The sequence below is a fragment of the Streptomyces sp. BBFR102 genome, from assembly GCF_051397025.1.
In the GTDB taxonomy this organism is placed as follows: domain Bacteria; phylum Actinomycetota; class Actinomycetes; order Streptomycetales; family Streptomycetaceae; genus Streptomyces.
On the sequence record NZ_CP195757.1, the window covers coordinates 3,737,260 to 3,764,067 of the forward strand.

Annotated in this window: 27 protein-coding genes; 15 read left to right on the top strand and 12 right to left on the bottom strand. The window is 74.0% G+C overall.

The features are described 5' to 3' along the window. Nucleotides 1–123: 123 nt before the first annotated feature. The gene (locus ACSLIC_RS16795) at nt 124–729 is read right to left on the bottom strand and encodes a GrpB family protein (RefSeq protein ID WP_436738515.1); all 606 of its coding nucleotides are present in this window, start codon (nt 727–729) and stop codon (nt 124–126) included. A gap of 195 nt (nt 730–924) precedes the next feature. Between ACSLIC_RS16795 and ACSLIC_RS16800 the strand changes: the two genes are divergently transcribed. The 6 genes from ACSLIC_RS16800 (at nt 925) to ACSLIC_RS16825 (ending at nt 5,039) form a co-directional block, all read left to right on the top strand. Beyond that, entirely contained in the window at nt 925–1,887 is a 963-nt protein-coding gene (locus tag ACSLIC_RS16800) for an ABC transporter ATP-binding protein (RefSeq protein ID WP_436738516.1), read from the top strand. Next, entirely contained in the window at nt 1,884–2,783 is a 900-nt protein-coding gene (locus ACSLIC_RS16805; protein WP_436738517.1) for an ABC transporter permease, read from the top strand. Before ACSLIC_RS16800 ends, ACSLIC_RS16805 begins: the two co-directional genes overlap by 4 nt. A 10-nt stretch (nt 2,784–2,793) precedes the next feature. Then, nucleotides 2,794–3,060 (top strand): helix-turn-helix transcriptional regulator, encoded by a 267-nt coding sequence (locus ACSLIC_RS16810; RefSeq protein ID WP_436738518.1) that lies wholly within the window; start codon nt 2,794–2,796, stop codon nt 3,058–3,060. A gap of 51 nt (nt 3,061–3,111) precedes the next feature. Then, on the top strand, nt 3,112–3,369 hold the full coding sequence (locus tag ACSLIC_RS16815) for a hypothetical protein (RefSeq protein WP_436738519.1): 258 nt from the start codon (nt 3,112–3,114) through the stop codon (nt 3,367–3,369). A gap of 324 nt (nt 3,370–3,693) precedes the next feature. After that, complete coding sequence (locus tag ACSLIC_RS16820) at nt 3,694–4,626, top strand: Bax inhibitor-1/YccA family protein (RefSeq protein ID WP_436738520.1); 933 nt, start codon at nt 3,694–3,696, stop codon at nt 4,624–4,626. Nucleotides 4,627–4,727: 101 nt separating this feature from the next. Further along, a complete protein-coding gene (locus tag ACSLIC_RS16825; protein WP_436738521.1) occupies nt 4,728–5,039 on the top strand; it encodes a hypothetical protein in 312 nt (103 codons plus the stop codon). Nucleotides 5,040–5,136: 97 nt separating this feature from the next. Here the strand turns inward: ACSLIC_RS16825 and ACSLIC_RS16830 are convergent, their stop codons facing one another. From ACSLIC_RS16830 to ACSLIC_RS16840, 3 genes are all read right to left on the bottom strand, one after another. Next, entirely contained in the window at nt 5,137–5,937 is an 801-nt protein-coding gene (locus tag ACSLIC_RS16830; protein WP_436740394.1) for a hypothetical protein, read from the bottom strand. Between the two features lie 324 nt (nt 5,938–6,261). Beyond that, entirely contained in the window at nt 6,262–7,482 is a 1,221-nt protein-coding gene (locus tag ACSLIC_RS16835; protein ID WP_436738522.1) for an acetyl-CoA C-acetyltransferase, read from the bottom strand. Between the two features lie 366 nt (nt 7,483–7,848). After that, nucleotides 7,849–8,898: an SGNH/GDSL hydrolase family protein gene (locus ACSLIC_RS16840; protein ID WP_436740395.1), complete on the bottom strand. Its 1,050-nt coding sequence runs from the start codon at nt 8,896–8,898 to the stop codon at nt 7,849–7,851. A 171-nt stretch (nt 8,899–9,069) separates the two neighbouring features. Between ACSLIC_RS16840 and ACSLIC_RS16845 the strand changes: the two genes are divergently transcribed. The 3 genes from ACSLIC_RS16845 (at nt 9,070) to ACSLIC_RS16855 (ending at nt 12,607) form a co-directional block, all read left to right on the top strand. Next, the gene (locus ACSLIC_RS16845; protein WP_436738523.1) at nt 9,070–10,467 is read left to right on the top strand and encodes a cystathionine beta-synthase; all 1,398 of its coding nucleotides are present in this window, start codon (nt 9,070–9,072) and stop codon (nt 10,465–10,467) included. A gap of 615 nt (nt 10,468–11,082) precedes the next feature. Further along, complete coding sequence (locus ACSLIC_RS16850; protein ID WP_436738524.1) at nt 11,083–11,916, top strand: MurR/RpiR family transcriptional regulator; 834 nt, start codon at nt 11,083–11,085, stop codon at nt 11,914–11,916. Nucleotides 11,917–12,067: 151 nt separating this feature from the next. Beyond that, complete coding sequence (locus tag ACSLIC_RS16855; protein ID WP_436740396.1) at nt 12,068–12,607, top strand: hypothetical protein; 540 nt, start codon at nt 12,068–12,070, stop codon at nt 12,605–12,607. Nucleotides 12,608–12,654: 47 nt separating this feature from the next. Here the strand turns inward: ACSLIC_RS16855 and ACSLIC_RS16860 are convergent, their stop codons facing one another. The 6 genes from ACSLIC_RS16860 to ACSLIC_RS16885 form a co-directional block, all read right to left on the bottom strand. Next, entirely contained in the window at nt 12,655–13,029 is a 375-nt protein-coding gene (locus ACSLIC_RS16860) for a hypothetical protein (RefSeq protein ID WP_436738525.1), read from the bottom strand. Between the two features lie 59 nt (nt 13,030–13,088). Continuing rightward, nucleotides 13,089–13,598 (bottom strand): roadblock/LC7 domain-containing protein, encoded by a 510-nt coding sequence (locus ACSLIC_RS16865; protein WP_436738526.1) that lies wholly within the window; start codon nt 13,596–13,598, stop codon nt 13,089–13,091. A 38-nt stretch (nt 13,599–13,636) separates the two neighbouring features. Next, nucleotides 13,637–14,440, bottom strand: coding sequence for a transcriptional regulator (locus ACSLIC_RS16870; RefSeq protein ID WP_436738527.1), 804 nt, complete (start codon nt 14,438–14,440; stop codon nt 13,637–13,639). Further along, on the bottom strand, nt 14,437–14,847 hold the full coding sequence (locus ACSLIC_RS16875) for a hypothetical protein (protein WP_436738528.1): 411 nt from the start codon (nt 14,845–14,847) through the stop codon (nt 14,437–14,439). Before ACSLIC_RS16875 ends, ACSLIC_RS16870 begins: the two co-directional genes overlap by 4 nt. Nucleotides 14,848–15,298: 451 nt before the next feature. After that, complete coding sequence (locus ACSLIC_RS16880; protein WP_436738529.1) at nt 15,299–16,684, bottom strand: APC family permease; 1,386 nt, start codon at nt 16,682–16,684, stop codon at nt 15,299–15,301. Nucleotides 16,685–16,782: 98 nt separating this feature from the next. Continuing rightward, nucleotides 16,783–18,207 (bottom strand): diaminopimelate decarboxylase, encoded by a 1,425-nt coding sequence (locus ACSLIC_RS16885; protein ID WP_436738530.1) that lies wholly within the window; start codon nt 18,205–18,207, stop codon nt 16,783–16,785. Between the two features lie 134 nt (nt 18,208–18,341). On the opposite strand from ACSLIC_RS16885, the gene ACSLIC_RS16890 reads away from it, so the two are divergent. From ACSLIC_RS16890 to hutI, 3 genes are read left to right on the top strand one after another with little or no spacing between them, the layout of a single operon-like run. Then, complete coding sequence (locus ACSLIC_RS16890) at nt 18,342–19,622, top strand: allantoate amidohydrolase (RefSeq protein WP_436738531.1); 1,281 nt, start codon at nt 18,342–18,344, stop codon at nt 19,620–19,622. Next, entirely contained in the window at nt 19,619–21,031 is a 1,413-nt protein-coding gene (locus ACSLIC_RS16895) for a formimidoylglutamate deiminase (protein ID WP_436740397.1), read from the top strand. The genes ACSLIC_RS16890 and ACSLIC_RS16895 overlap by 4 nt, the downstream gene beginning before the upstream one ends. Before the next feature lie 51 nt (nt 21,032–21,082). Next, a complete protein-coding gene (gene hutI, locus ACSLIC_RS16900) occupies nt 21,083–22,297 on the top strand; it encodes an imidazolonepropionase (RefSeq protein WP_436738532.1) in 1,215 nt (404 codons plus the stop codon). 89 nt (nt 22,298–22,386) lie between these two features. On the opposite strand, the gene ACSLIC_RS16905 is transcribed toward hutI, so the two are convergent. Further along, nucleotides 22,387–23,373: an RNA polymerase sigma factor SigF gene (locus tag ACSLIC_RS16905; RefSeq protein WP_436738533.1), complete on the bottom strand. Its 987-nt coding sequence runs from the start codon at nt 23,371–23,373 to the stop codon at nt 22,387–22,389. Nucleotides 23,374–23,615: 242 nt separating this feature from the next. Here ACSLIC_RS16905 and ACSLIC_RS16910 point away from each other — a divergent pair, with 242 nt between their 5' ends. Further along, complete coding sequence (locus tag ACSLIC_RS16910; RefSeq protein WP_436738534.1) at nt 23,616–23,984, top strand: STAS domain-containing protein; 369 nt, start codon at nt 23,616–23,618, stop codon at nt 23,982–23,984. 254 nt (nt 23,985–24,238) lie between these two features. Beyond that, on the top strand, nt 24,239–24,757 hold the full coding sequence (locus tag ACSLIC_RS16915) for an ATP-binding protein (protein ID WP_436738535.1): 519 nt from the start codon (nt 24,239–24,241) through the stop codon (nt 24,755–24,757). Nucleotides 24,758–25,162: 405 nt separating this feature from the next. Here the strand turns inward: ACSLIC_RS16915 and ACSLIC_RS16920 are convergent, their stop codons facing one another. Beyond that, nucleotides 25,163–25,765 carry a TetR/AcrR family transcriptional regulator gene (locus ACSLIC_RS16920; RefSeq protein ID WP_436738536.1) on the bottom strand — a complete coding sequence of 201 codons (603 nt, stop codon included), beginning with the start codon at nt 25,763–25,765 and terminating at the stop codon, nt 25,163–25,165. 92 nt (nt 25,766–25,857) lie between these two features. Here ACSLIC_RS16920 and ACSLIC_RS16925 point away from each other — a divergent pair, with 92 nt between their 5' ends. Further along, entirely contained in the window at nt 25,858–26,640 is a 783-nt protein-coding gene (locus tag ACSLIC_RS16925) for an MBL fold metallo-hydrolase (protein WP_436738537.1), read from the top strand. Nucleotides 26,641–26,808 lie beyond the last annotated feature (168 nt).

Consider the following 26,808-nt stretch of genomic DNA (forward strand, 5'->3'; position numbering starts at 1 on the left):
CCGTGCCCGGACGGGTTCTGCGGGGGCTGCGCCTCCGGTCGGTCCAGCCCCGGCCGGGACCGCTTCGTGGCGGCGGCGGGTTCGGCCCGGCGTCCGCCCGCCGGGCCGCGTGAGCCCTCGCCCTCACTCCGCCCGGCGAAGGATCTCCTCCACCACCGCGCTCTTCGCGTCCGCGTACTGCTGCATGTACCGCCACGTCCGTGCGGCCAGCTCGCGCTTGGTGCGCGCGTACAGGTCGCGGTCGGCCGCGCTGGCGCGCAGGTGGTCGCGGAAGCGGAGCATGCGCGCCGTCTCGGGGCAGTCCTCGGGGAAGACGTGCAGGTTGACGGCGTCCGCCGCGGGATGCCCGGACGTGCCCCGGAGCAGGCGGTGCTCGTACCAGCCGGGTTCGCGGATGGTCAGGCGCAGGCCGATCCGGGCGAGCGCGGGGACGTAGGCGCCCTCGTCGGCCGGGTCCGGGACGGTCAGGACGAGGTCCAGTACCGGCTTGGCCGGCAGACCGGGGACCGAGGTCGAGCCCGCGTGGTCGAGGCGGTGCGCGAGACCGGACAGCCGCTCTCCGATCCGGGCCGCCTCCCTCGCGTACGCCTCCGGCCAGCGCGGGTCGTACGGCGCGAGGGCGACCGGTCCGTCCAGCCGGGGTGCGTCCGCGACGTACGCGGCCTCGATCTCCTGGTCGGTCATGGGGGTGCGGTCCGCCGGCCGGGCGGAGCGCTGCTGGTCGGGCACGGGCTGCTCCTGGGCGTCGGGAGGGCGGGGCGCTGCCGCGATTCTCCTCTCCGGGAGACCTCCGTGCCCTCCGCTCGTCGGCTTTGCCGTCCCTTGGCGCGGTCGAGGGGGAACCCTGGAAAGGATGTAGTACTCCTGCTACGTTCGATCGTAGGAGCAAGACGGGGCAGTGGACCCACGAACGGACGGGGAGCGATGACGTACGACAACGGGGGAACGCCAGGCGGCGGGGAGAGCGTCGTCGAGGTGCGGGACCTGTGGATGAGGTACGGGGAGAAGGACGTGCTGCGCGGGGTCTCGTTCGAGATCCGGCGGGGTGAGGTGCTGGGGCTGCTTGGACCCAACGGAGCGGGCAAGACCACGACCATCGAGATCATGGAGGGGTTCCGGCAGCCCTCCTCCGGGCGGGTGCGGGTGCTCGGCGCCGACCCGCTGCACGGGGACGACGCCTGGCGGGCGCGGATCGGCGTGGTGCTCCAGTCCTGGCGCGACCACAGCCGCTGGCGGGTCGGCGCGCTGCTGGAGCAGTTCGCCTCGTACTACCGGCCGTACGCCGGGCGCGAGGGGCACCCGGGGCCCTACGAGGTGGCGGAACTGCTCGACCGCGTCGGGCTCGCGGACAAGGCCGGGGCCCGGGTCGGTGCGCTCTCCGGCGGCCAGCGGCGGCGGCTCGACGTCGCGGTGGGCATCGTGGGGCGTCCCGGCCTGCTCTTCCTGGACGAGCCGACCACCGGTTTCGACCCGCAGGCGCGCAGCGACTTCCACGACCTGGTGCACGCCCTCTCCGACCTGGAGGACACCACGGTCCTGCTCACCACCCACGACCTCGCCGAGGCGGAGAAGCTCGCCGACCGCATCCTGATCCTCGACGGCGGGAAGATCGTCGCCGACGGCAGCGCGGAGCAGCTGGCCCGGGAGGTCGCGGGCGAGGACGAGGTCCGCTGGACGCGCGAGGGCGTGCGCGAGGTCCACCTGACTCCCGACGGCACGCGCTTCACCCGCGAGCTGTTCGAGCGGTACGGCGAGGAGGTCGCCGAGCTGGAGGTGCGCCGGGCCAGCCTGGAGGAGACCTACCTGCGGATGGTCGCGCGGAGTGAGGCGGAGGGGCCGGCCCCGGGCACGGAGGCGGCCAGGGTACTGACGGGGGAGTCGGCATGAGTGAAGCGGTGCGCGGGACGGGTGCACGGGAGCGGGGGGCCGCCCGGTCCGCCTGGGGCAACGGCTACGGGCCCGGGGTCCGGCGCGGCGGCACGGAGTTCATGAACTCCCTGCGCACGCCGGCCGACGTGGGGTACTACCTCATCGGCTCGACCGTCTTCGTCCTCGTCATGTTCTTCAACCGCCACACCGTCGACGAGACGACCGGGATCAGCGCGGGCGCGTTCATGCTGCCCGGCGTACTCGCCTTCACGATGATCTTCGGCGCCCTCTTCGGGCTGGCCACCTCCGTCGCCACCGAGCGCGAGGACGGCACCCTGCTGCGCGCCAAGTCGCTGCCGCACGGCATCACCGGGTACGTCGTGGGGCAGAGCACCCGGGCCGCGCTGGAGGTCCTCCTCTCCCTCACCCTGCTGCTGGTGCCCACCCTCATCCTGCTCGACAACGCCTGGTCGGGCGGTGTCCGGGGGGTGCCGCGGGTGGCCTCGCTGGTGCTGCTCGGGGTGCTCGCCTCGACCCCCCTCGGCTTCGTCGTCGGCTCGCTGGTCAAGAACCCGCGCACGCTGGGCGGCTGGGGCTTCCTGCTGATGGGCGGCATGGTCGCGATCTCCGGTACCTTTTTCCCGCTGGCGCTGCTGCCCGGCTGGGCGGCCGGGCTCGCGCAGGTCTTCCCGCTCTACTGGCTGGGGCACGGCCTGCGGGCGGCGATGCTGCCGGAGGCCGCGGCGGCCGCAGAGATCAACGGAAGCTGGCAGGTGTGGGAGAGCTACGCGGTCCTCGGGGCCTGGGCGCTGGTCGGACTCGTCCTGGCGCCCGTACTGCTGCGCCGGATGGCGCGCCGGGAGTCGGGCGCCTCGGTGTCGGCCCGTCGGGAGACGGCGCTCCAGCGGTACTGAGGAGCCGCAGATGACGTCCCGTACGGCCGGGGCCGGGTCGGGCGCGGGTGCCGCGCCCGACCCGGTCCACAACCGCATCGCGATGCTCCGCGTCGAACGCCAGGTGACGCGCCGCCAGCTGGCCGACGCCCTCGGCGTCCACTACCAGACCGTCGGCTACCTGGAGCGCGGCGAGTACAGCCCCAGCCTCCACCTCGCCCTGCGCATCGCCGCCTACTTCGACGTGCCGGTGGAGTTCGTCTTCTCCCTGACGCCGTTCGCGCCGCTCAAGCCGTAGCCCGGCCCGTCCCGGCGTGCGGGGTCCCCGGGAGCGGGTCAGGCTGGGGGCATGAGCGGACTCGTACGGGTGATCGTCTATCCGCCCTCGCCGACCGGCGGGCGCCGGGTCTGGGCCGACGGGGAGATCCTGGGCCTCGCCCGTTCGGCGCGGGACGTGGCGGAGCTGGTGCGCCAGGCCGGGATGGTCGAGGTGACCGAGGAGAGCGTCGGCGAGGCCGGGGCCGTCGAGTGGCGTGGCGGCGGGCCCGAGGTGTGGCCCGCGCCCGAAGGCCCCTCGGAGGACGGGGCGGCGGCACGCCCGGAGTAGCGGGCGGCGGTCCGCCCTTCACACCGGCGCGCGCCCGCCCCTCGTGAGGCGAAGGTCACGCGCCGGGCGCACGGCTGCGCGGCCCTCCCGCGCGCGCTCCCCGCCCGGGTCGGCCGCCCGCGCCACACGCGCCCTTCCCCGCCTGCGACGACGCGGTGCGGGAGCGGCTTCGGCGAGTTGCCCGGGAGTGCCCGCTTCGGGGGTTTGACCCCGGAGGAAAACGGTCAAGAGCGCGGAAAGATCCTTCCCGAGCAGTAGGGTCATTCTTTTGCCCACCCATTACTCTTGGGCCAAGGCCGCGCAGGGCGGCCACGGAGGAGTGAGATGAGGAGCAGCAACCCGGTCTTCTCGCGACGGGGGTTCAGCCGCGACAACGGCCACGCGCAGTTCAACGCGGCGCCGCAGGCCGGGGGCCCCGCCGTAGGAACGCAGCAGGGCAACCCGTACGCGGGCGCCAACCCTTACGCGGGTGAGAACCCGTACGCCGGTCAGAACCCGTACGCCCAGGGTGACCAGCAGACGTACGCCAACCCGTACGCGCAGGACCAGTACGGCGTCCAGGCGCCCACCACCGACCGCATGACGATGGACGACGTCGTCATGCGCACGGCGACGACCCTCGGCACGCTGATCGTCACGGCCGCCCTCGCCTGGTGGTTCCTGCCGGTCGACGCGGCCAGCATGGGCAAGTCCTACGGCATCGCCATCGGCGCCGGTCTCGTCGCGATGGTGCTGGCGCTCGTCCAGTCGTTCAAGCGCAAGGCGTCGCCCGCGCTGATCCTGGCGTACGCGGCCCTCGAAGGCGTCTTCCTCGGCGTCGTGAGCAACGTCGTCGACACCCACATCGCCGACGGCGCGGCCATGCAGGCCGTGATCGGCACCATGGCGGTCTTCACCGCGGTCCTCGTCGCCTACAAGGCCGGCTGGATTCGCGTCAACCGCCGCTTCTACGGCTTCGTGATGGCCGCCGCGATGGGCTTCGTGCTCCTGATGGCGGTCAACCTGCTCTTCGCCGTCTTCGGCGGCGGCGACGGCCTCGGCTTCCGCAGCGGCGGCCTCGGCATCGTCTTCGGCATCATCGGCGTCCTGCTCGGCGCCTGCTTCCTCGCCCTCGACTTCAAGCAGGTCGAGGACGGCATCGCCTACGGCGCTCCGCGCGAGGAGTCCTGGCTGGCCGCCTTCGGCCTGACCATGACCCTGGTCTGGATCTACATGGAGTTCCTGCGCCTGATCGCCATCCTCCAGGGCGACGACTGACGGCAGGCCCCACGCACGGCGAAGCGCCCCGCGGAGTTCCGCGGGGCGCTTCGCCGTTCCCGGGACCTTGCCGGGACGCCCCAGGGCATAGGGTCGGCGGTGTGCTTGATACGACCCCGCTGACCAGCGCCGTGGCCCGGTTCGCCGACCGGCTGCGGGCCGCCCCGCAGAGCAAGCTCCAGCGCGGCGCCGCCGCCGAGGCGCTGGAGCTGGCCCGTGAACTGTCCGCCCGCGCCCAGCGCCTGGAGGAGCCCGCCGGGGAGGTGCGCGTGATGCCCGACGCCGGGATGTTCGCCGTCGCCGACCAGGTGACCGTCGCCGCCCACGACCTCGCCCTCGTCCTGCCCGGCCGGGAGGCCCTGGAGTCGGCCGTGGCACGGGTCGCCGAGGCGCGGGAGCGCGCCGGGATCTGACGGGGCGTACGCCTCCCGGGGCCCGACGTGCGAGGCCCGCGCTCCCCGGACGGGGCGCGGACTCGGGTGGGGAGGGGGCGCCGGGGCGGACCAGGGGTCAGACGGAGGCTATGACGCGGTCGGCCAGCAGATAGACGTTGTCCTCGCCGCAGGCGAAGGTCAGGGCGTACGCGCCCGAGACGCCGGAGCCGCCCAGCAGTACCGGCGCCTCACCGGCCCGCAGCGAACCCGCCAGCAGCTCGGCCGTCTCCCGGTGGCCCGGGGTCATGCAGAGGGTGGTGCCGTCGGCGAAGACGTAGACGTCCAGGGTGCCCAGCGGGCCCGGGCGCACGTCGGCCAGGGCGGTGCGGGCCTGCGCCAGCTCCTCCAGCACGGCCACCGTCGTCTCGTGGTCGTCACCGGAGCTCTCGCGCTCCACCGGGGTGGGGCGGACCGGGACGAAGTCCGGGTGCGAGGGGTGACGGCGGCGGGCGGCGGCCAGCTCGGGGGAGTCCTCCTCCGGCTCGGCGGCCGGGGGGTGCGGCGCGGCCTCGGCGGCGTCCAGCGCGTCCAGCCCGGCCAGGTCCGCCTGGCGCGGGATGAACAGGTCGTCCACCAGGCCGTGCAGGCCGCCCAGGAGCGTGGGCGCGTCAGAGGCGTCCCGCGCCTCCTGCGCCGCCCAGAACGCCCGCGCCTCGGCCAGCTCCCGCTCCCGCTCCTCGGCCAGCGCCTCGGCGACGGCCTCGCGGATGGAGTCCGCCTCGGCCCGGGCGGCCGGGACGGTGGCGCGGCCGCGGTGGGTGGCGTGCAGCTCGGCGCGGAGCGCCGTGATCTGCCGACGCAGCCCGTACACGGCGTGCAGGGCGACGGCGCCCCCGGCCACCACGGCGGCGAGGGCGATCAGCAGGGCAAGGGTCATGGCGCTCACTGACGTACTCCCGGTTCGAGTCGGTCCCCGACTTCCTACATCAGCTTGAAGGGCGAACCATCCGGCTGTCAGTGCATTACGTCACGAAAGGGACAGGTCTTTCGGTGGGGTGTACCCCCGACCCATAGTGACCTGGGGAAACGCCGAAGCCCCGGGATACAGGTCACATCCTGGGGGAGATTGGATCACGGAACGGAGGAGGGGCGGGCCGACCGGAAGGGGCGCGGTACGGCCGCTTCCCTCCCCACCTGCGAAGGGTGGCCCGGCGTACGCGCCAGGCCACCCTCCGTACGTGCTGCCGGTGTCCTCGGGACGTCAGCTGAGGCGCTCGATGACCATGGCCATGCCCTGGCCGCCGCCCACGCACATGGTCTCCAGACCGAACTGCTTGTCGTGGAACTGGAGGCTGTTGATGAGGGTGGTGGTGATGCGGGCGCCGGTCATGCCGAAGGGGTGGCCGACGGCGATGGCGCCGCCGTTGACGTTGACCTTCTCCAGCGGCAGGCCGAGGTCCCGGTAGGACGGGATGACCTGGGCGGCGAACGCCTCGTTGATCTCGGCGAGGTCGATGTCGTCGATGGTCAGGCCCGCCCGGCGCAGGGCCTGGTTGCTCGCCTCGACCGGGCCGTAGCCCATGATCTCGGGGGAGAGGCCGGAGACGCCGGTGGAGACGATCCGGGCCAGCGGGGTCAGGCCCAGCTCGCGCGCCTTGGTGTCGGACATGATCACCAGGGCGGCGGCGCCGTCGTTGAGGGGGCAGCAGTTGCCCGCGGTGACGCGGCCGTCGGGCCGGAAGACGGGCTTGAGGCCCTGCACGCCCTCCAGGGTGACGCCGGCGCGCGGGCCGTCGTCCTGGCTCACCACGGTGCCGTCGGGGGTGGTGACGGGGGTGATCTCGCGCTCCCAGAAGCCCTTCTTGATGGCTTCCTCGGCGAGGTTCTGCGAGCGGACGCCGAACTCGTCCATCTCCTCGCGGGTGACGCCCTTCAGCCGGGCCAGGTTCTCGGCGGTCTGGCCCATCGCGATGTACGCGTCGGGCAGCTTGCCGTCCTCGCGCGGGTCGTGCCAGGAGTCCGCGCCCTGCTCGGCGACGGCGGCGGTACGGGCCTGGGCCTCGTCGAAGACCGGGTTGCGGGTGTCCGGCAGGGAGTCGGAGTTGCCCTTGGCGAACCGGGAGACCGTCTCGACACCGGCCGAGATGAAGACGTCGCCCTCGCCGGCCTTGATGGCGTGCAGGGCCATGCGGCTGGTCTGGAGGGACGAGGAACAGTAGCGGGTCACCGTGCAGCCGGGCAGGTGGTCCATGCCCATCTGGACGGCGATGATCCGGCCGAGGTTGTTGCCCTGCTCGCCGCCGGGGAGGCCGCAGCCGAGCATCAGGTCGTCGATGTCACGAGGGTTCAGCTCGGGGACCTTGGCCAGGGCCGTCTCGATGATGTGGGCGGTCAGGTCGTCCGGGCGTACGTCCTTCAGGGAGCCCTTGAAGGCGCGGCCGATGGGGGAGCGGGCGGCAGAGACGATCACGGCTTCGGGCATCGGGCGGCTCCAGTCGGTACGGGGCGGGGCTTCCTTGCGGAAGCTACCCGTACGTAGCGTGCGGGTCACCCACTCCGGGCTGTGACACCGGCCGCACTTTCTAAGCGCTTGCTCACGGCCGCGTGGTCGAGGGAGGGGTGGGGCCTGGCGGGGGCTGGGCCCGGGTGGGGTGAGTGCGGCATTCCTGCGCCGCAGGGCGGGCCTCAAGCGCCGGCCGGGCTCCTTGGCCTCAAGCGCCGGCCGGGCTCCTTGGCCTCAAGCGCCGGCCGGGCTGGATTCTTGCTGGGCTCCGGCTTTCGTCTGCCGGTCACCGGTGGCCTCAAGCGCGCGGCCGGGCTACCAATAGCCCGGCCGCGCGCTTGAGGTTCACCCCAGTTGCTGGTTGAGGCCGTTTCGTTCGGGGGGTGGGGTGTTCGCGGGTGGGGCGGGGGAGGGCTCGTGGGCGATGCGGCGGCGTCGGCGGCGCTTGAGGAGGGCGAGGGGGCCCCGCGCGCCCCCGGCGGCGGTGACCTCGGTGCCGCCCTCGGAGGCGGCGCGGGCGGCGGCGCGGGCCACGGGCAGGAACCCCTCGTCGCGGGCGGCCTCCGGCCGCTCCCCCTCGGGCCAGAGGCCGAGCGAGGCGCAGAGCGTGGGCAGGACGGCCATCGCGGCCGTCGCGTACCCCTCGGCCGAGGGGTGGTAGTTGTCGGGCCCGAACAGCTCGCGCGGGTTCTGCGCGAACTCGGGCCCGAGCAGATCGCCGAGCGAGACGGTCCGCCCGCCCTGCTCCACCGTCCCGATGGTCTGCGCGGCGGCCAGCTGCCGCGAGGCCCGCCGGGCGAGCCAGCGCAGCGGCTGGTAGACGGGCTCGATGGTGCCGAGGTCGGGGCAGGTCCCGACCACCACCTCGGCCCCGGCCGTCCGCAGCCGCCGTACCGCCGAGGCGAGCAGTCGTACCGACTCGGTGGCGGCCATGCGGTGGGTGACGTCGTTGGCGCCGACCATCAGCACGCAGACGTCGGGCACCCACCCGCCGTCGGCCAGCCCCAGCGACACCTGGCGGTCGAGGTCGTCGGAGCGGGCACCGGGGACGGCGACGTTCCGCAGCTCGACCGGCCGCTCGGCGACGGCCGCCAGTCCGCTGGCGAGCAGGGCCGCGGGGGTCTGCCGGGACCGGTGCACCCCCTGTCCGGCGGCGGTCGAGTCGCCCAGCATCAGGAACCGCAGCGGCTCCAGCGGGGGCTCGCCCTCGGCACGGACGCCGAACGCCCTCCCGTAGACCCCGTCGGCGCGCGGCGGCGCCGCCCCGTGCCCCTGGCTCCCCACCGAGCGCTTGGCCAGTTGCGCCTCGGCCAGCAGCACTCCGACGCCGGCCACGCCGAGCAGCCCGATGCCGCCGCCGCCGTAAGCCGCGCCCGCCGCGATCCGCCGTGCCACCCTCGCCCTCGACAACACCGGCAGCCACCTCCTCGTAGCCGTACACCCACACTGTGCCCCGCCGGGGCCGTCCGCCAATCCCCGGCGGCCACACGCGGGGGCCCGGGCGGCTTACGCTGTGCGCACCCATACAGCCCTGCGTTACGCAGTCATCGACGCCCGGAGACAACGGTGCACATCCACGACTCGATGGTCGACCTGGTCGGCAACACCCCGCTGGTCAGGCTCAACAACGTGACCGAGGGAATCCAGGCGACGGTCCTGGCCAAGGTCGAGTACTTCAACCCCGGCGGTTCCGTGAAGGACCGCATCGCCCTGCGCATGATCGAGGACGCCGAGGAGCGCGGACTGCTCGGCCCCGGTTCCACGATCGTCGAGCCGACCAGCGGCAACACCGGCGTCGGCCTGGCCATCGTCGCGCAGCAGAAGGGGTACAAGTGCGTCTTCGTCTGCCCCGACAAGGTCTCGCTCGACAAGATCAACGTCCTGCGGGCGTACGGCGCCGAGGTCGTGGTCTGCCCGACCGCCGTCGACCCGGAGCACCCGGACTCGTACTACAACGTCTCCGACCGGCTGGTCCGTGAGACGCCGGGCGCGTGGAAGCCCGACCAGTACTCCAACCCGAACAACCCCCTCTCCCACTACCACTCGACCGGCCCGGAGCTGTGGGAGCAGACCGACGGGAAGATCACCCACTTCGTCGCGGGCATCGGCACCGGGGGCACCATCTCCGGCACCGGCCGCTACCTGAAGGAAGCCAGCGACGGGGCCGTGCGTGTGGTCGGCGCCGACCCCGAGGGCTCGGTCTACTCCGGCGGTTCCGGCCGTCCGTACCTGGTCGAGGGCGTCGGCGAGGACTTCTGGCCGACCGCCTACGACCAGAAGATCACCGACCGGATCGTCGCGGTCTCCGACAAGGACTCCTTCCAGATGACCCGCCGCCTCGCGAAGGAGGAGGGGCTGCTGGTCGGCGGTTCGTGCGGGATGGCGGTCGTCGCCGCGCTGGAGGTCGCCCGCGAGCTGGGCCCCGACGACGTGGTCGTCGTGCTGCTGCCGGACAGCGGCCGTGGCTACCTCTCGAAGATCTTCAGCGACGAGTGGATGAACGACTACGGCTTCCTCGACCAGGGCGGCGACGAGCCCCGCGTCGGCGACGTGCTGCGCGACAAGGAGGGCGCCATGCCCTCCCTCGTCCACATGCACCCCGAGGAGACCGTCGGCGAGGCCATCGAGGTGCTGCGCGAGTACGGCGTCTCGCAGATGCCGATCGTCAAGCCGGGCGCCGGCCACCCCGACGTGATGGCCGCCGAGGTCGTCGGCTCGGTCGTCGAGCGGGAACTGCTCGACGCCCTCTTCGCCAACCGGGCGGCCCTGGGCGACCCGCTGGAGAAGCACATGTCGCGCCCGCTGCCCCAGGTCGGCTCCGGTGAGCCGGTCGCCGACCTGATGGCGGTCCTGGGCAAGGCGGACGCCGCGGTCGTGCTGGTGGAGGGCAAGCCGACCGGCGTCGTCAGCCGCCAGGACCTGCTCACCTTCCTGGCCCGCTCGGCCGGCACCGCCACCGGCTGACCGCCGCGCGCGGCCCGCCTCCCGGACCTCCCGGGGCGGGCCGCGCCCCCCTTCGCGCACGTGGTACGAGCCCGACACGTCGGCGCAGCATCTGGTTAACACGCGTCCGGCACAGTGGTGGGTGTCGGCAGGGGAGGGCACACGACCACCGGGGAATCCGGGGGCGACGGGCCGTCCTCCACCGGCACGCGAACGGCGTCACGGACCTCCGGAGCGGCTCCCGGGCCTCCGAACGACGCCCGTGGGCGCGGCGCCCGGCCCTGACCCGGCGCCCGCCCCTCGCGGGGACCGCCGTCGTCCCGCCCTCCCGGGCCCGCCCGGGGGGTGCGGCGGTCCCCGCGCATCTCTCCTCCCCGGCGCCGCCGGCCGTTGTCGGTGGGCTGTCCTAGCCTCCGTCCCATGCCTCAACAACACGCCCGCACGGGCGACTTCGTCCTCCGCGTCGAGACCCGCGACGAGGAACCGCCCCTCGACCCGGGATGGGACGAGATCGCGGGGGCCCCTGCCGCCGCCGTCCCCGGTACGCCCGCCCCCGCCCCGCCGCCCGCACCCTGTATAGGCTCATGCACAGCGGATGATGGATGAATGGCGGCTAGCTCCGAGGGGACGCGAGGGATGACCCACAGCCCGGCCGGGAGGCTCCAGGGGCTCTTCGAGGGTCGGCGGCTGACGCCCACGCAGCGCAGGATCGCGCACTGCATGGTGCGTCACGCCGACGAGGTGCCGTTCCTGTCCAGCGTGGAGCTGGCGGAGCTGGCCGGGGTCAGCCAGCCCTCGGTGACGCGGTTCGCGGTCGCCCTCGGCTTCGACGGCTACCCGGCACTCCGCCGCGACCTGCGGGAACGGGCACCCGCCGCCCAGGCCTCCCCCGCTGCGGCCAACGGCTACCAGCAGGCCGTCGAGGGCGAGATCGCCAACCTGCGGCGGCTTGCCGACTTCCTCGCCGACCCGGCTCCGCTGGAGCGCGCCGGGCGGCTGCTGGCCGGCTCGCGGCCGCTGCCCGTACTGGGGCTGCGGGCGGCGGCCGCCCAGGCGCGCGGCTTCGCCTACTTCGCCGCCAAGGTCCACCCGGACGTACGGCTGCTCGACGAGGGCGGCACCATGCTGGTCGACCGGATCGACGCCGCCCGCCTCGCCGGGGCGTCCGCGCTGCTCTGCTTCGCGCTGCCCCGCCACCCGCGCGAGGTGGTCGAGGCACTGGCCCACGCCAGGGAGGGCGGGCTCGGCGTGGTGACCGTGGCCGACTCGGCGTTCGCGCCGGTCGCGGCCCATTCCGACGTCCTCGTCCCGGGCGCGGTCGGCACCGGCCTCGCCTTCGACACGGCCTGCGCGCCCATGCTGCTCGGCCGGGTCCTGCTGGAGGCGATGTGCGACGCGCTGCCCGACGCGCAGGCCCGGCTGGAGCGGTTCGACGCCCGCGCCGCCGACCGGGGGCTGTTCGCCGAGTAGCGGCTCGGCGACTCCTCCACCCGGGGGACCGTTTCTCACCCGCGTCTCAGGAACGGCCGGTAATCTCCGGGCCCACGCAGGCCCCGGCGGCCGGATCGGGCGGGAGTGGAAGGAGCGGGAGTTGAGACGCGGAGCACGGGTACTGGTGCGGGTGGCGGTGGTCCAGCGGGCCGGTGCCGCACCCCTGTGGTGGCTCGGCCTGATCGCGGCGGGCGCCGGGCTGGTCCCGGAGGGGCTGACCGGCCGCCGCATCGGCGTCCTCGTCGGCGCCCTGCTCTTCCTGCTGGCGGCGGGGGCGGTCCCGCTGGTGCGCCGCGGCCGGGCCGCGGCCCTCGCCGAGGACGCCGAACGCGCCGCCCGCGCCGACGTCCTCCAGGCCCGCTCGGTGACGGTACGCACCTGGCGGCGCGGCCACGCCTGGTGGCTCGCGCTCGCCTTCGCCGCCGCCCTGGGCAGCGCCTTCGCCCTGCCCGCGGCCGGCGGCATGCTGCTGGCCGGCTGGGGGACGGGGCTGTGGCTGCGGGCCCGCGGGACCGGACGGGCCGAGGAGGCCCGCGAGGCCCTGCTGTGGACCGCCGTCGACGCGCTCGGCCGGGGCGCCGGCGCCCCGTTGGGGGCGCGGACGACCCGGCTGTGGACGACCGGGACGGGGGCCGGGGACGCCGCCCCCGGCGGCGGAAAGCGGCACTGACCGCGCCGGGTGGGCGCGGTCAGTGCCCCGTCCCGGGGCGTACCGGCTCAGACCTCCAGTTCGGTCTCGATGCGGCGGAGCTGGTGGCGCGCCATCGCCAGGTTGGCGCGGCCCGAGTCCAGCACCAGGTAGAGGAAGAGGCCGTTGCCGCCACGGGACCGGAGCAGCCGGATCAGGTGGTACTGGCTGCCGAGGGTGATCAGGATGTCCTCGATCTCGTCCTTCAGCCCCAGGTGCTCCATGGTGCGGAGCTTGGCGCGGACCACGTCGGTGTTGCCTGCCGCCGCGACCTCCAGGTTGAATTCCTTGCCGCCGCCGAGGGTGCCCAGCGCCATGCCGCTCGTGTAGTCGACGAGGGCGACGCCGGTGGCGCCCTCGATGATGCTCATCGCTTCCTTGAGGGACGTTTCGGTGTTCGCCATGGGTGTGGTCCTCTTCTTCTTCGATTGCTTGCGTTTCGGATGTGGTGCGGTTCGCGGACTCATACGGGACGCCGGGGCAGGGCGCCCGGCGGGGTGCCCGGGGCCGGGCCCGGTGCCTGCGGCGGCGGGCCGGCCGGGCGGGCCGGTGCTCCGGCGCGGGTGTGTTCGGTACGGGGCTGCGCGGGCGCGGCCCGTTCCAGGGCCGCGTCGACCAGGGCACCGACCCGGGCACCGGCGCGGCGGCCCTCCAGATGGAGGCGGCCCACGTTGATGCGGTCCTCGGCGAGCAGCGTCAGCACCGCCGAGGAGCCCGCCGCGTACGTCGCCACGTACCCCTTCTCGCCGCGGACCAGGAGTTCGCGGAAGGAGCCGCGGGCGGTCGCGTCGGTCAGGCGGACCGCGACGCCGAGCGCGGCGGCGGTCAGCGCCGCGAGGCTCTCCGCCTCGACGCCGGCCGTGTCCTGCGCGAGGACCAGGCCGTCGGCCGAGGCCGCCAGCGCCCCCGAGAGCAGCGGGACCCGGGCCCGCAACCGCTGGAGTTCGTCGAGGACTTCCCGCTCGGCGGCCATCAGTTGTCTCCTCTCGGCACGCTGTCGGCGCGCGCGTATCACAGGACCTCCAGGGCGTCTCGGAGCCGGCGCAGCAGGGCGATGTCCGGGTCGGGCGTCACCTCGGGGAGCACGGGGGCGCCGACGCGCGGGCCCGACGAGGCGTGCCCGGGACGGTCGTAGGACCGGACGGCGTCCAGCGCGCCCGCCGCCGCCAGTCGCCGTACGTCGACCAGGGTGTGGAAGGCGGAGCGGCCCAGCGCGCGGGCGATGTCGGCGGCGGTGCTGGTCCCGTCGACCGCCTCCAGCACGGCGCGGCGGCGCGGCGTCAGCGGCAGTTCCGCGGTGTCGGTGAGGCGGAGCAGGGGCGCGGAGTCGACCGTGGCGTCCGGCCAGATCCGGTCGAGCAGTTCGCGGCGGCGCAGCGTCTCGCGCTCCACCGAGCCGGCCGCGACCGGGTGCACCGCGCCGATCCAGTGCGACACGCCGTACCGGAAGCGGGCCGGGGTGCTGGCGGGGGCGAGGGCGAAGAAGGCGGCGTCGTACAGGGCGCCCAGGTGGCAGAGTTCCAGCGCGCCGCCCGGCACGCGCCCGCTGTCCACCAGGTACGCCGCGACCCGCTGCCGCGCCCCCGCGGCGGCCACCGCCTCCCACCAGCCGGCCTCGGCCAGCGTGCCGCCGGCCGTCAGGAGGACGTCGATGCCCGGGGTCACCGGGGACTCCGCGTGCACCACCTGGCCGTCCACCAGGTAGAGCGTGCCGCTCTCGCGTATCAGCGCACCGGTGGCCCGCTCCTCGCCGAGGCGCCGGAGCATCGGGGAGACCGCGGGTATGTGCGCGGTGGGGGAGGCCGCGGACGTCATGCCAGGACCAGCCGCTGGGCCAGTTCGCCGAGGCGGATGCGGGCGAGGGCCAGGTTGCCTTCGGAACGGTGCAGCCAGAGGTGGACGAAGACGCTGCTGTCGAAGTCGGTCTCGACGAAGCGGAGGATGTGGTAGCCCGCCGGGGAGGTGACGATCACGTCCTCCACTCCGGTGGCCCGCGGCTCCTCGGGCGGGGCCGGGGTGCGCGCCGACTCCTGGGCGAACGCGGGCTGTTCGGCGGCCATCCGGGCGACCTCGGCGGTCTCGGCGGCGGTGGCCTCGTGGTCGTCGTGCGGGGACTCGCCGATCGTGCCCAGGGCGAGGCCGCTCGTCCAGTCGACGACGGCCGCGCCTCGGGCACCGGGGAGTTTCATGATGTCGAGCAGGCATTCGTCGATTCCGGGCATGCGGGGGTTCCTCCCGGACGGTGGGGCAGCGGCTGGGGTGTGAGCACGAGGCTACGCATGGTGGTGGGGGCTCGGGGAAGTTCTGGCATTTTCCAGGGGTACTTGCGTTCGGGGCGATAAGGTTCGGCCCTCCTGGCTCTCGGGGTTGCCTCAAGCGCCGGCTGAGCTGTAGTGGGGCGTGCGGTCGGCCCGGGCGCGAGGGGTGGCGGTGGCCTCAAGCGCCGGCCGGGCTGTCTTTTGCCGGGTCCGGCTCTGAGTGCCGGTTCACGATGGCCTCAAGCGCCGGCCGGGCTGGGAATGTGGCCTCAAGCGCCGGCCGGGCTGGGGGATTACCCGGCCGGGCTGGGTTCGTCCGGCCGGGCCATGGGTGTTCTGGCCGGGCTGTGGGATCGTCCGGCCGGGCTGTGGGGTTGCCTGGTCGGGCTGGGGGACTGCCCGGTCGGCGCTGGCGTCAGGGGGTTTCCCTGCGCAGGGCCAGTTTGTTGAGGCCCCAGAGGGCTGTGCCCAGGAGGAGGAGGACGGCGGCGCGGATGTAGACGTCGGCGGGGCGGTCGGCGAGGGGGCTGGCGAGGATGAGGGCGGTGACGGCGCCGAGGACGGGGAGGGGGGTGGGGGTGCGGAAGTGGGCGTGGTCGACGCGGTCCTTGCGGAGGACCAGGACGGCGATGTTGACGACGGCGAAGACGCAGAGGAGGAGGAAGGCGGTGGTGTCGCCGAGACCCTCGATCTCGCCGGTGAGGACCATGCCGAGGGCGAGCACGGTGACGAAGGCGATGCCGACCACGGGCGTCCGGCGCCTGGGCAGCACCCGGCCCATGGCGCGCGGCAGGATGCGTTCGTTGGCCATGCCGTAGCAGAGGCGGGAGGCCATCATCAGGTTGATCAGGGCCGAGTTGGTGACGGCGAAGAGCGCGATCAGCGCGAAGAGCTGTGGCGGGAAGTTCATCCCGCCGGCCTTGACCACTTCCAGCAGCGGGCCGTCGGAGCCGGAGAGCGTGCCGGGGTCGACCAGGAGCGAGGAGACCAGTGCCACCAGGATGTAGACGGTCCCGGTGACGCCCACGCCGATGAAGATCGCGCGGGGGAAGGTGCGGGCGGGGTCCTTGGTCTCCTCGGCCATGTTGACCGAGTCCTCGAAGCCGACGAAGGCGAAGAAGCCGAGCGCGGTGGCGCCGAGCACCCCGGTCATCAGGGCGAAGCCGGTCCCGCTCGACTCGAACTCGACCAGCCGGGACGGCTCGCCGCCGCCGGTCAGCACGGCGTACGCGCCGATGCCCAGGATGACGGCGAGGCCGCTGAGTTCGACCAGGGTGAGGACGACGTTCATCTTGACCGACTCGGCGACGCCGCGGAGGTTGACGGCGGCGAGGACCAGGACGAAGGCGACGGCGACGAGGGTGGGCGGCAGGGCGCCCTCGGTCAGCTCGCTCAGGTAGTCGCCGCTGAAGGCGAGGGCGGCGGCGCTGGCCGAGGAGAGGCCCGAGCACATCACCATGAAGGCGATGATGAAGGTGAGGAAGGGGACCTTGAACGCCTTCTGGGTGTAGAGCGCCGCCCCGGCCGCCTTCGGGTACTTGCCGACCAGTTCGACGTAGGAGGCGGCGGTCAGCAGCGCCACCGCGAAGCCGATCGCGAACGGGACCCAGAGCGCGCCGCCGACCTTCCCGGCGACCTTGCCGGTGGTGGCGTAGATCCCGGTGCCGAGGATGTCGCCGATGACGAAGAGGATCAGCAGCTTGGGGCCGATGGCCCGTTTGAGGGCCGGCTCCCCGGTGGGGGAACCGGCCTTCTCCTCGGGCGGGTTGCCGGATGCTCCGGCGGGTCGGGCGGTGTCCATGGGGCCTCCCCTGTGAGTGGTGGAGGCTTCCTTACCCGCCCCCGACCCGCACAAGCAACGGAGATCCCGGCCTCGCAAGGGCGACTCGGGGCAGGCCGTCAGAGACCGGCGAGGTCCGTCAGGCCGTCCCGGTGGGCCGACCCGCCCTCGGCGACGATCTCGGCCACGGTCTGCGCCGGCCGTACCGTCGCGAACCGGACCTCCGGCTCCTTCCCGGGCGCTGCGGCCGTCTCCGTCCAGCCGTGCACGGCCGGCCGCGGCAGGCTGTTGTACGCGTAGTGGTGGGCGAAGTAGTACGCCCCGGTGTCCAGGGCCGCCGCCCAGTCGCCGGGGTGCAGGCGCGGCATGCTCTGCCCGGTGGCGAGCAGGTCCCCGGCGAAGCAGGCGGGTCCCGCCACGTCCTGGACGACCGTGTCACCGGTGCGCGGGCGCCCCTCGGCGTCGTAGGCGGCGATGCGCAGCGGCCAGGACTCGGGGTTGTAGACGGTGCGGGTGGCGACCTGGACCCCGGCGTGGGTGACGGCGATGGGGCGCCCGCCGGCCGACTTGGTGTACTCGACGCGGGCGAGGACGGTGCCGTGCTTGGCCAGCAGCGACCGGCCGAACTCGGTGACCAGGCCGTACCGCCCGTCGAAGAGGCCGGGGACGTGCTTCTTGAGCAGCGCGGCGTACGCGGCGTGGCCCGGGTCGTCCGCGTCCGAGCCGAAGTTGACGGGCAGGCCGCCGCCGATGTCCAGGGTGTCGATCTGCTGGCGCCCGGCCGCCTCGTTGATCTCCTCGGCCAGTTCGTACAGGGCGCCGAGCCCCTCGGCGAGGAGTTCCAGCGGCATGCCCTGCGAGCCGGAGTGGGCGTGCAGCCGGGTCAGCCAGGGGCGGGCGGCGTAGGCGTTCAGGACCCAGTCGCGGGCGCCCGGGTCGCGTAGCGCGACGCCGAACTTGGAGGTGGGGGTGGCGGTGGAGAGGGCGCCGATGGAACCGCCGCCGACCTGCGGGTTGACGCGGACGCCGATGGGGGAGGAGGGGGCGGCGCCGTCCAGGATGGCGTCGAGGCGCTCCAGTTCCTGCGGGTTGTCGGCGTTGAGGGCGATGCCCAGGCGCAGCGCCTCGCGGATCTCGGCGGGGGTCTTGGCGGGGGAGTCGAGGACGATGCGCTCCGGCGGGACGCCCGCGGCGGTGGCGAGGGCGAGTTCGCCGGGGGAGGCGACCTCGGCGCCGAGCCCCGCCTCGGCCAGCAGGCGCAGCACGGGCACCAGCGGGGTGGCCTTGACGGCGAAGGCGTGCAGGACCGGGGTGCCGGGCGCGGTGACGGCGTCGAAGGCGGCGTGCAGGGCGGCGGCGGAGGCGCGGATGCCGGCGGTGTCGAGGAGCCCGGCGATCGGCTCGTCCGGGCCGACCAGGCCCTGGGCGACGGCGGCGCGGACGGCGCGGTCGCGGCGGGCCGCGCGTACGGCGGGCTCGTCGGGGTCGGCGGCGGCGTGCGCGCCGCCCGGGAGGAGGCTGAGGTCGCTCTGATGATCACCCATGCGGTCAGGCAACCACCGCGACGCGCCCGTGGCCAGGGCGCCGGGGCTGACGGGCCTGCTCTGACTAGCTATATTCAGCGGAACGGCTCGTGAATGAGCAGGGTGCGGGCCGTCCCCCTCCGGAGGAGACCCCTGTGTCCCAGCCCCGCCCCGCGAGCCCGACGGGTGCCGCCCGCCAGGCCCCCGACTTCCTCACCATGTGGCGCGATCTCGCCCCCCTCGGCCGCAACGCCACGAGCGGCGGCTACCGGCGCTACGCCTGGGGCGGCGCCGACCGCGAGTGCCGGGCCTGGTTCCGCGAACAGGCCGAACTGCGCGGCCTGGCCTACGAGATCGACCGCAACGGCAACCAGTGGGCGTGGCACGGCGCCGGAGGCTGGGCCGAGGTCGGCCCCGGCCGGGCCGTGGTCACCGGCTCGCACCTCGACTCGGTCCCCGACGGCGGCGCCTTCGACGGCCCCCTCGGCGTCGTCTCCGCCTTCGCCGCGCTCGACCGGCTCCTGGCACGGGGCGCCGTCCCCACCCGCCCCATCGCCCTGGTCAACTTCGGCGACGAGGAGGGCGCCCGCTTCGGCCTCGCCTGCGTCGGCTCCCGGCTCGCCACCGGCCGCCTCACCCCCGCCGACGCCCAGCGGCTCCGGGACGCCGACGGCACCACCCTGCCCGCCGCCATGGAGGCCGCCGGCTACGACCCGGACCGTCTCGGCCCCGACCCCGAACGCCTCTCCCGGATCGGCGCCTTCGTCGAACTCCACGTCGAACAGGGCCGCTCCCTCGACCTCACCGGCGACCCCGTCGGCATCGCCGGCTCCATCTGGCCGCACGGCCGCTGGCGCTACGACTTCCACGGCGAGGCCAACCACGCCGGCACCACCCGCCTCGGCGACCGCCGCGACCCGATGCCGACCTACGCCGGGACCGTCCTGGAGGCCCGCCGCGAGGCCGAACTCGCCGGCGCCGTCGCCACCTTCGGCAAGGTCGCCGTCGAGCCCAACGGCGTCAACGCCATCCCCTCGCTGGTCCGCGGCTGGCTCGACTCCCGCGCCCCCGACCAGGCGAGCCTGGACGCCGTCACCACCGCCGTCGAGGCCGCCGCCCGCACCCGCGCCGACCGCGACGGCATCGAACTCAGCGTCACCCGCGAGTCGTTCACCCCCGTCGTGGAGTTCCACCAGGCCCTCGGTGCCGAACTCGGCCGCATCCTCGACGCCCCCGGCATGCCGCCCGTCCCCGTCCTCGGCACCGGCGCCGGACACGACGCGGGCATCCTCGCCGACTCCGTACCGGCCGCCATGCTCTTCGTCCGCAACCCCACCGGCGTCTCCCACTCCCCGGCCGAACACGCCACCGAGGACGACTGCCTCGCCGGCGTCCAGGCCCTCACCGACGTCCTGGAGGGGCTCGCGTGCGGCTGAACACGTACTGGCTGGAGCACGCCTGGCTCGGCGACCGCGTCGCGGACGGGGTCCTCGTCGACCTCGTACCGCCGGACGCCCCCGGCCCCGTCCCCCTCGATGAGGAGCTGGGCGACGGGGCCACCGCCCCCGTCCCGCCCGGCCACCTCCTCGCCGTCCGCACCGGCGTCCCCGCGCCCCCGCCCGGCGCCGTCCGGCTGCCCGGCCTCACCCTGCCGGGCCTGGCCAACGCCCACTCGCACGCCTTCCACCGGGCGCTGCGCGCCACCGCCCAGGTCGGCTCCGGCACCTTCTGGACCTGGCGCGAGACCATGTACCGCTGCGCCGCCGCCCTCACCCCGGACAGCTACCACGCGCTGGCCCGCGCGGTCTACGCCGAGATGGCGCTGGCCGGGATCACCGCCGTCGGCGAGTTCCACTACCTCCACCACCAGCCCGACGGCCGCCCCTACGACAACCCCAACGCCATGGGCGAGGCGCTGATCGCGGCCGCCGCCGACGCGGGAATCCGCCTCACCCTGCTCGACACCGCCTACCTCTCCTCCGGCTTCGGCGCCGAACCCGACCGCCACCAGCGCCGGTTCAGCGACACCACCGCCGACGCCTGGGCCGAGCGCGCGAGCCTGCTGCGCGGCGACAGCCACACCCTGATCGGCGCCGCCGTCCACTCGGTGCGCGCCGTCCCCGCCGACCAGCTCGCCACCGTCGCCGCCTTCGCCCGGCACCGGGGCGCGCCCCTGCACGTCCACCTCTCCGAGCAGCGCGCCGAGAACGAGGCGTGCCTGGCCGCCACCGGCCGCACCCCCACCCGGCTCCTCGCCGACCACGGCGTCCTCTCCCCGCGCACCACCGGCGTCCACAACACCCACCTCACCGACGAGGACATCGCCCTCATCGGCGCCAGCGGAACCGGCACCTGCGTGTGCCCCACCACCGAACGCGACCTCGCCGACGGCATCGGCCCCGCGCCCCGCCTCCAGCGCGCCGGCAGCCCGCTCAGCCTCGGCAGCGACAGCCACGCCGTCATCGACCTCTTCGAGGAGGCCCGCGCCCTCGAACTCGACGAGCGGCTGCGCACCCGCACCCGCGGCCACTGGACCGCCGCCGCGCTGCTGCGCGCCGCCACCGCCGACGGCCACGCCGCCCTCGGCCGCCCCGAGGCGGGCACCCTCGCCCCCGGCGCCCCCGCCGACCTCACCACGCTCGCCCTGGACACCGTACGGACGGCCGGGGCGCCCCCGGCGCTCGGCGGCGAGACCGCCGTCTTCGCCGCGAGCGCCGCCGACGTGACGCACGTCCTGGTCGGCGGGCGCGTCATCGTCCGCGACGGCGTCCACGTACGGCTCCCCGAGACCGGCCGGGCGCTCGCCGAGGCGGTGGCCGCCGTCCGGGACGGAGGCGGCCGGTAGCCGCGCGCGTCCGTGCAGTCGTCAGCAAGTCCCCTGTCAGGAACGGTGGTTGTGGTGCAGAGCAGTGCGCGTGCGAACGCGGAGGCCGGTTCGGCGGCGGTGGTGGGGATCGCCTCGCTGGTGACCAACGACCCGGAGCAGGGCGACGGTTCGCCGCTCGGGGTGGTCCGGGACGCGGCCGTCGTCATCGAAGGCGAGCGGATCGTGTGGACGGGGGAGGCCGCCCGCGTCCCCGCCACCGACCACGTCGTCGACGCGGGCGGACGGGCCGCCGTCCCCGGCTTCGTCGACTCCCACTCGCACCTCGTCTTCGCGGGCGACCGCACCGAGGAGTTCGCCGCCCGCATGTCGGGCCGCCCCTACAGCGCCGGGGGCATCCGCACCACCGTCGCCGCGACCCGGGCCGCCAGCGACGCGGCGCTCTCCGCCAACGTCTCCCGCTACCTCGCCGAGGCGCTGCGGCAGGGCACCACCACCGTCGAGACCAAGTCCGGCTACGGCCTCACCGTCGAGGACGAGGCCCGCTCGCTGCGGGTCGCCGCCGCCCACACCGACGAGGTCACCTACCTCGGTGCCCACATCGTCGCCCCCGAGTACGCCGACGACCCCGCCGCCTACGTCGACCTCGTCACCGGCCCCATGCTGGACGCCTGCGCGCCCCACGCCCGCTGGGTCGACGTCTTCTGCGAACGGGGCGCCTTCGACGGCGACGCCGCCCGCGCGATCCTCACCGCCGGCCGCGCCAAGGGCCTCGTCCCGCGCGTCCACGCCAACCAGCTCGGCCACGGCCCCGGCGTCCGGCTCGCCGTCGAGCTGGACGCGGCCAGCGCCGACCACTGCACCCACCTCACCGACGCCGACGTGGACGCCCTCGCCGCCGGGAACACCGTCGCCACCCTGCTCCCCGGCGCGGAGTTCTCCACCCGCGCCCCCTGGCCCGACGCCCGGCGCCTGCTCGACGCCGGGGCCACCGTGGCGCTCTCCACCGACTGCAACCCCGGCTCCTCCTTCACCTCCTCCGTCCCCTTCTGCATCGCCCTCGCCGTCCGCGACATGGGGATGACCCCCGACGAGGCGCTGTGGGCGGCCACCGCGGGAGGGGCCGCCGCCCTGCGCCGTGAGGACGTCGGCCGCCTGGCGCCCGGCGCCCGCGCCGACCTGGTGCTCCTCGACGCGCCCAGCCACGTCCACCTCGCCTACCGGCCGGGAGTGCCGCTGGTGGCGGGCGTCTGGCGGGCGGGGGAGCAGGTCGTCCCGGCGGGCTGACCCCGGACGCGGCAGGGCCCGCCTCCCCGGTACTCGGGAAGCGGGCCCTGCCGAAGCCTGTGTGCGAAGGCGCGGCCGTGCGGGGCCGGTCACTCCACGACCGTCAGCCCCTTGCGCAGCCGGTTCAGCGTGCGGGTCAGCAGACGGGAGACGTGCATCTGGGAGATCCCCAGTTCCTCGCCGATCTCCGACTGCGTCATGTTGGCGGTGAAGCGCAGCGACAGGATGCGGCGGTCGCGGGCGGGAAGCTCCGCGATGAGCGGCTTGAGGGACTCGACGTACTCGATGCCCTCGATGCCGTGGTCCTCGTAACCGATGCGGTCGGCCAGCGCGCCCTCGGAGTCGTCCTCCTCGGGCTGGGCGTCCAGCGAACTGGCGGTGTACGCGTTGGACGCCGCCATCCCCTCGACGACCTCCTCCTGGCTCAGCTCCAGGCGGTCGGCCAGCTCGCGCACGGTCGGCGCGCGGTCCAGCTTCTGCGCCAGCTCGTCCCCGGCCTTCGCCAGGTCCAGGCGCAGTTCCTGCAGGCGGCGCGGGACCCGCACCGACCAGGAGGTGTCGCGGAAGAACCGCTTGATCTCGCCGATGATCGTCGGCATGGCGAACGTGGGGAACTCCACGCCGCGGCTCAGCTCGAACCGGTCGATCGCCTTGATCAGGCCGATCGTGCCGACCTGGATGATGTCCTCCATCGGCTCGCTGCGGGAGCGGAAGCGGGAGGCGGCGAACTTCACCAGGGCGAGGTTCAGCTCGACCAGGGTGTTCCGTACGTAGGCGAACTCCGCGGTGCCCTCCACCAGCGCCTCCAGCCGGGCGAAGAGGGTCTTGGAGAGGGCGCGGGCGTCCAGCGGCCCCACCTCGTCGTACGGGGGGATCTCCGGCAGGTCCGCGAGGAGGGCCGGGAACTCGTGGCCCGGGCCTGCATAGGGGGGGTCGTCGGTGGCGGTGGCCACCGGGGAGTCCTCGCGCGATTCCCGGGTTTCCCCCGCGCCGTCGGCGGACAGGTGTGCCGGTGGGGCGGTCGACGCCGTCAGGCGGGTCTGCGCGTCGAGCTGGGGTGACATGATGTCCTCCATCGTTCTCGGCATATGGCTGCCGATGCCAATACGTGCACTGAGGGTGTGCGGCGCCTCCGAAGCCGGCCGTGTCGAATGGGTGCTCCTATAGCCCTACCGAATCCTCTGACCTGGTCGCAAGTGAGCTTCGTGGTGAAATGTCCGTTTTCCGGGGCCTGTTCAGGTACCCGGAGAGGTTGGCGAGGGCGTAGTGTTCGAAGGCGTCAGTCAGTGGTCAGGACGGGTCGGAAGTGAGTAACGGCATGGACCGTCAGACGGTCGGCGGCACCTCGCGGGGCCGACTCCGGGTGGACGTCCGGAACGAGGGCGGCAGTGCCGTGGTGACTCCCGCGGGTGAGTTGGACCACCACACCGCCGATCTGCTCCGCGAGCCTCTGGAAGAGGCCGTATCCCAAGGCAGGGCGCGCCTCGTCGTCGACTGCTCGCAACTGGAGTTCTGCGATTCCACCGGGCTCAACGTCCTGCTCGGCGCCCGCCTCAAGGCGGAGGCCGTCGGGGGCGGGGTCCATCTCGCCGCGATGCGGCCGGTGGTCGCGCGTGTCTTCCAGATCACCGGGGCCGAGGCGGTCTTCACCGTCCACGACTCCCTCGGGTCGGCGCTCGCCGGCTGACTCCCCGGGCGCTCTTCGCTGACGGGACCAGGATTTACCCCACAGTTGCCGGGCCGTGACCGACGCGTTACCAGTGTCACGGGCCGGGCGCGAAACACGTGGGTGTTCTCACGGTCACTTCGGGCAGGAGAGACCCTGGACGCCTCGTCCGGATCTTCGGGCGGAGCGCCTCGAACCCTTATAAGTTCCCCCTATGTTCCGCAGGATCGACCAGGCACATCGTTGAACTGGCGAATCGGTGAGGTGAAGCGCTGATGAGCACCACCCGGCCCTCTCTGCCGGGCGACCGCGGGCCCGAGACGGACGCGCACGTCGCCCAGGGGCCCCTGGCGCCCGTGGAGCGCCTGGTGCGCAAGCTCGGGCTCGCCGACGCCACCGGCATCGTCCCGATGGCCCGGGACTTCACCCGGCAGGCCCTCTACGACTGGGGCTGGCTGCCGGCGCCCAACGCCGAGCGCAGGGCGGCGGCGGAGGACGTGCTGCTGGTCGTCTCCGAGCTGGTCACCAACGCGTGCCTGCACGCGGGCGGGCCGCAGGAGTTGCGCGTGGGCGCGCAGGGGAAGGTGCTGCGGCTGGAGGTCGCCGACAAAGGGGCCGGGGAGCCCGCTCCCCGTACGCCTCACCGGGCCGGGCGTCCCGGCGGCCACGGCATGTTCATCGTCCAGCGCCTCTGCCTCGACTGGGGTGTCGTCCGCGTCCCCGGCGTCCCCGGCAAGACCGTCTGGGCCGAACTCGCGTCCCCGGCCGGCCTCCCGGCCCCCACAATGCCCTGACAGCCCCCGCTTCTCCACCCGCCCGGCCCCCCGGCGCCTCAACCACCGACCGAGCCGGGCCGGCACGGAGCTGAGCCGCATCCTCAGCCTGGCCGGCGCGTGAGCGGCTTCGTTGATCTCTCTGGGCAGCGTTTGTCGACGGGGTCTGGAGGCGGTTGGTAATCGACGGGCTCGTGAATGCCGAACAGGGATGACGGCACTGCCATGGCCGCGGGGCGGACGGCCATGGCAGTGCCGTCAGGGCGGCTGGCCGTCGAGGCTGGGCCCCCGCGGTACTCGGGAGATCTCGGGCGGATACGGGCCGACCGGTGGGAACGCGGTCAGGCGGTCGTATCCAGGGTGGCGAAGCCGGTGGGGGAGGCCGCTCGCTCGGCGCGCTTGGCCGGCGCCCGGTCGGGCGAGCGGTCAGGACTGGTCCAAGGCCCGTTCGATCGCGCGGCGGGCCCGGCCCGCGGCTGCCCGGTCGTGCTGGAGCTGCATGGCCGCGTTCAGCGCCAGCCCGGCGGCGATGATCTCGAACAGCGCCTGGTCGATGTCGAACCCGGCGGGTAGCTCGCCGTTCTCCACCGCCGTGGTCAGGTCAGCCCGCAGCCGTTCCCGCCAGCGCGACCACACCTCGGCCACCGCGTCGCGGACCCGGCCGGGGCGGCCGTCGTACTCGGTGAGCGCCGCGGTCATCAGGCAGCCGCCGGGCAGTAGTGGCGCTTCCAGGTAGCCCACGGAGTTGGCGCACACCGCGCGCAGCCGCCGCAGACCCGGCGGCTCAGCCAGCGCGGGCTCGACCACTCGGTGCCAGAAGTCCACGAACGCCTTGTCCAGTGTGGAGATTTGCAGCGTTTCCTTGGTGCCGAAGTGCTTGTGCACCCCGGACTTGCTCATCTCCAGCTCCTCGGCGAGCCGGCCGATGGTGATGCCGTCCAGCCCCTCCTCGGAGGCGATCTCGGCGGCACGGTCGAGGATCCGGCCCCTGGTGGCCTGAGCTTCGGCTGCTGAGCGTCGTGGTGACATGCGAGGAGGATAGCGTACGTGCGTTCGCTATTGATTTGGAGAACGGTCGTACGCTAAATTTCGGGCCAGCCACCGAGACGAAGGAGCGCGAGATGCGGGTGCGACGACTGGGCTGGGCCGGACTCGAGATCGAGGCAGGCGGCAAGCGACTGGTGATCGACCACGTGCGGGACCTCTCACCGCTGTTCACGGGGTGGAAGCCCGGTGAGGGGCTGGTGGTGCCGAGCGGGAAGGTCACCGCCGCACTCGTCACCCACCTGCACCGGGACCACACCGACGCGTCCGCGCTCGCGGACGTGCTGACGCCGGGGGCGCCGGTGCTGCGACCGGCGCCCGGTCACGGCGACGACGTGGACAACGTGACGACGCTGCTGGCCGAGCGTGAGCTGGCCCTGCACCGGCTGGCCGCCGAGGTCGTGGATACGTGGTCCACCCGCGAAGTCGGGCCGTTCCGCGTCACCGCGGTCCCCTCCGTCGACGGGCTGGGTGACCCGCAGCTGAACTGGGTGGTGCAGGCCGACGGGCAGCGGGTCTTCCACGGCGGTGACACGATGTTCCACGGCTACTGGTGGCTCATCGCGCGCCGATTCAGCCCATTCGACGCGGTGTTCCTGCCCGCCAACGGCGCGGTGGTCGACGCGCCGCACCTGCGACCGCCGAGCCCGCTGCCCGCCGCGCTGGACCCGAGGCAGGCCGCCGCAGCCGCGGAGATCCTCGCCGCCCGGTACGCAGTACCGATCCACTACGAGACGGCGCAGCCGGACAAGATCGCGGGCTACGTCGAGGTCTCCGATCCGGAGAAGGAGTTCCGCACGCACGCCGGACGGCGCGCACACGTGCTGGCCGTCGGGGAATGGCTGGACCTGGCCACATGACCGGAAACCCCGCCGTGCCAACCGGCTCAGGCAGCGACAGGAGACAGGTCCGATGCGCGCGGTGGCCGGGCGAAGGGCCGGTGGAGGCATCGCCCGCGGCGGTGAAGGGCGGGAGCGCGAAGCCGCAGTTCCGCCGGGGCCGACGAACGCCACGTCCGGCTGGGGCCA

Excerpts from the sequence above, each read along its gene's own strand:
- ACSLIC_RS16800 (WP_436738516.1), top strand. The coding sequence starts at position 925 with ATGACGTACGACAACGGGGGAACGCCAGGCGGCGGGGAGAGCGTCGTC.
- ACSLIC_RS16805 (WP_436738517.1), top strand. The coding sequence starts at position 1,884 with ATGAGTGAAGCGGTGCGCGGGACGGGTGCACGGGAGCGGGGGGCCGCC.
- ACSLIC_RS16810 (WP_436738518.1), top strand. The coding sequence starts at position 2,794 with ATGACGTCCCGTACGGCCGGGGCCGGGTCGGGCGCGGGTGCCGCGCCC.
- ACSLIC_RS16815 (WP_436738519.1), top strand. The coding sequence starts at position 3,112 with ATGAGCGGACTCGTACGGGTGATCGTCTATCCGCCCTCGCCGACCGGC.
- ACSLIC_RS16820 (WP_436738520.1), top strand. The coding sequence starts at position 3,694 with ATGAGGAGCAGCAACCCGGTCTTCTCGCGACGGGGGTTCAGCCGCGAC.
- ACSLIC_RS16830 (WP_436740394.1), bottom strand. The coding sequence starts at position 5,937 with ATGACCCTTGCCCTGCTGATCGCCCTCGCCGCCGTGGTGGCCGGGGGC.
- ACSLIC_RS16835 (WP_436738522.1), bottom strand. The coding sequence starts at position 7,482 with ATGCCCGAAGCCGTGATCGTCTCTGCCGCCCGCTCCCCCATCGGCCGC.
- ACSLIC_RS16850 (WP_436738524.1), top strand. The coding sequence starts at position 11,083 with ATGACCCACAGCCCGGCCGGGAGGCTCCAGGGGCTCTTCGAGGGTCGG.
- ACSLIC_RS16860 (WP_436738525.1), bottom strand. The coding sequence starts at position 13,029 with ATGGCGAACACCGAAACGTCCCTCAAGGAAGCGATGAGCATCATCGAG.
- ACSLIC_RS16865 (WP_436738526.1), bottom strand. The coding sequence starts at position 13,598 with ATGGCCGCCGAGCGGGAAGTCCTCGACGAACTCCAGCGGTTGCGGGCC.
- ACSLIC_RS16870 (WP_436738527.1), bottom strand. The coding sequence starts at position 14,440 with ATGACGTCCGCGGCCTCCCCCACCGCGCACATACCCGCGGTCTCCCCG.
- ACSLIC_RS16875 (WP_436738528.1), bottom strand. The coding sequence starts at position 14,847 with ATGCCCGGAATCGACGAATGCCTGCTCGACATCATGAAACTCCCCGGT.
- ACSLIC_RS16880 (WP_436738529.1), bottom strand. The coding sequence starts at position 16,684 with ATGGACACCGCCCGACCCGCCGGAGCATCCGGCAACCCGCCCGAGGAG.
- ACSLIC_RS16885 (WP_436738530.1), bottom strand. The coding sequence starts at position 18,207 with ATGGGTGATCATCAGAGCGACCTCAGCCTCCTCCCGGGCGGCGCGCAC.
- ACSLIC_RS16905 (WP_436738533.1), bottom strand. The coding sequence starts at position 23,373 with ATGGAGGACATCATGTCACCCCAGCTCGACGCGCAGACCCGCCTGACG.
- ACSLIC_RS16910 (WP_436738534.1), top strand. The coding sequence starts at position 23,616 with ATGGACCGTCAGACGGTCGGCGGCACCTCGCGGGGCCGACTCCGGGTG.
- ACSLIC_RS16915 (WP_436738535.1), top strand. The coding sequence starts at position 24,239 with ATGAGCACCACCCGGCCCTCTCTGCCGGGCGACCGCGGGCCCGAGACG.
- ACSLIC_RS16920 (WP_436738536.1), bottom strand. The coding sequence starts at position 25,765 with ATGTCACCACGACGCTCAGCAGCCGAAGCTCAGGCCACCAGGGGCCGG.
- ACSLIC_RS16925 (WP_436738537.1), top strand. The coding sequence starts at position 25,858 with ATGCGGGTGCGACGACTGGGCTGGGCCGGACTCGAGATCGAGGCAGGC.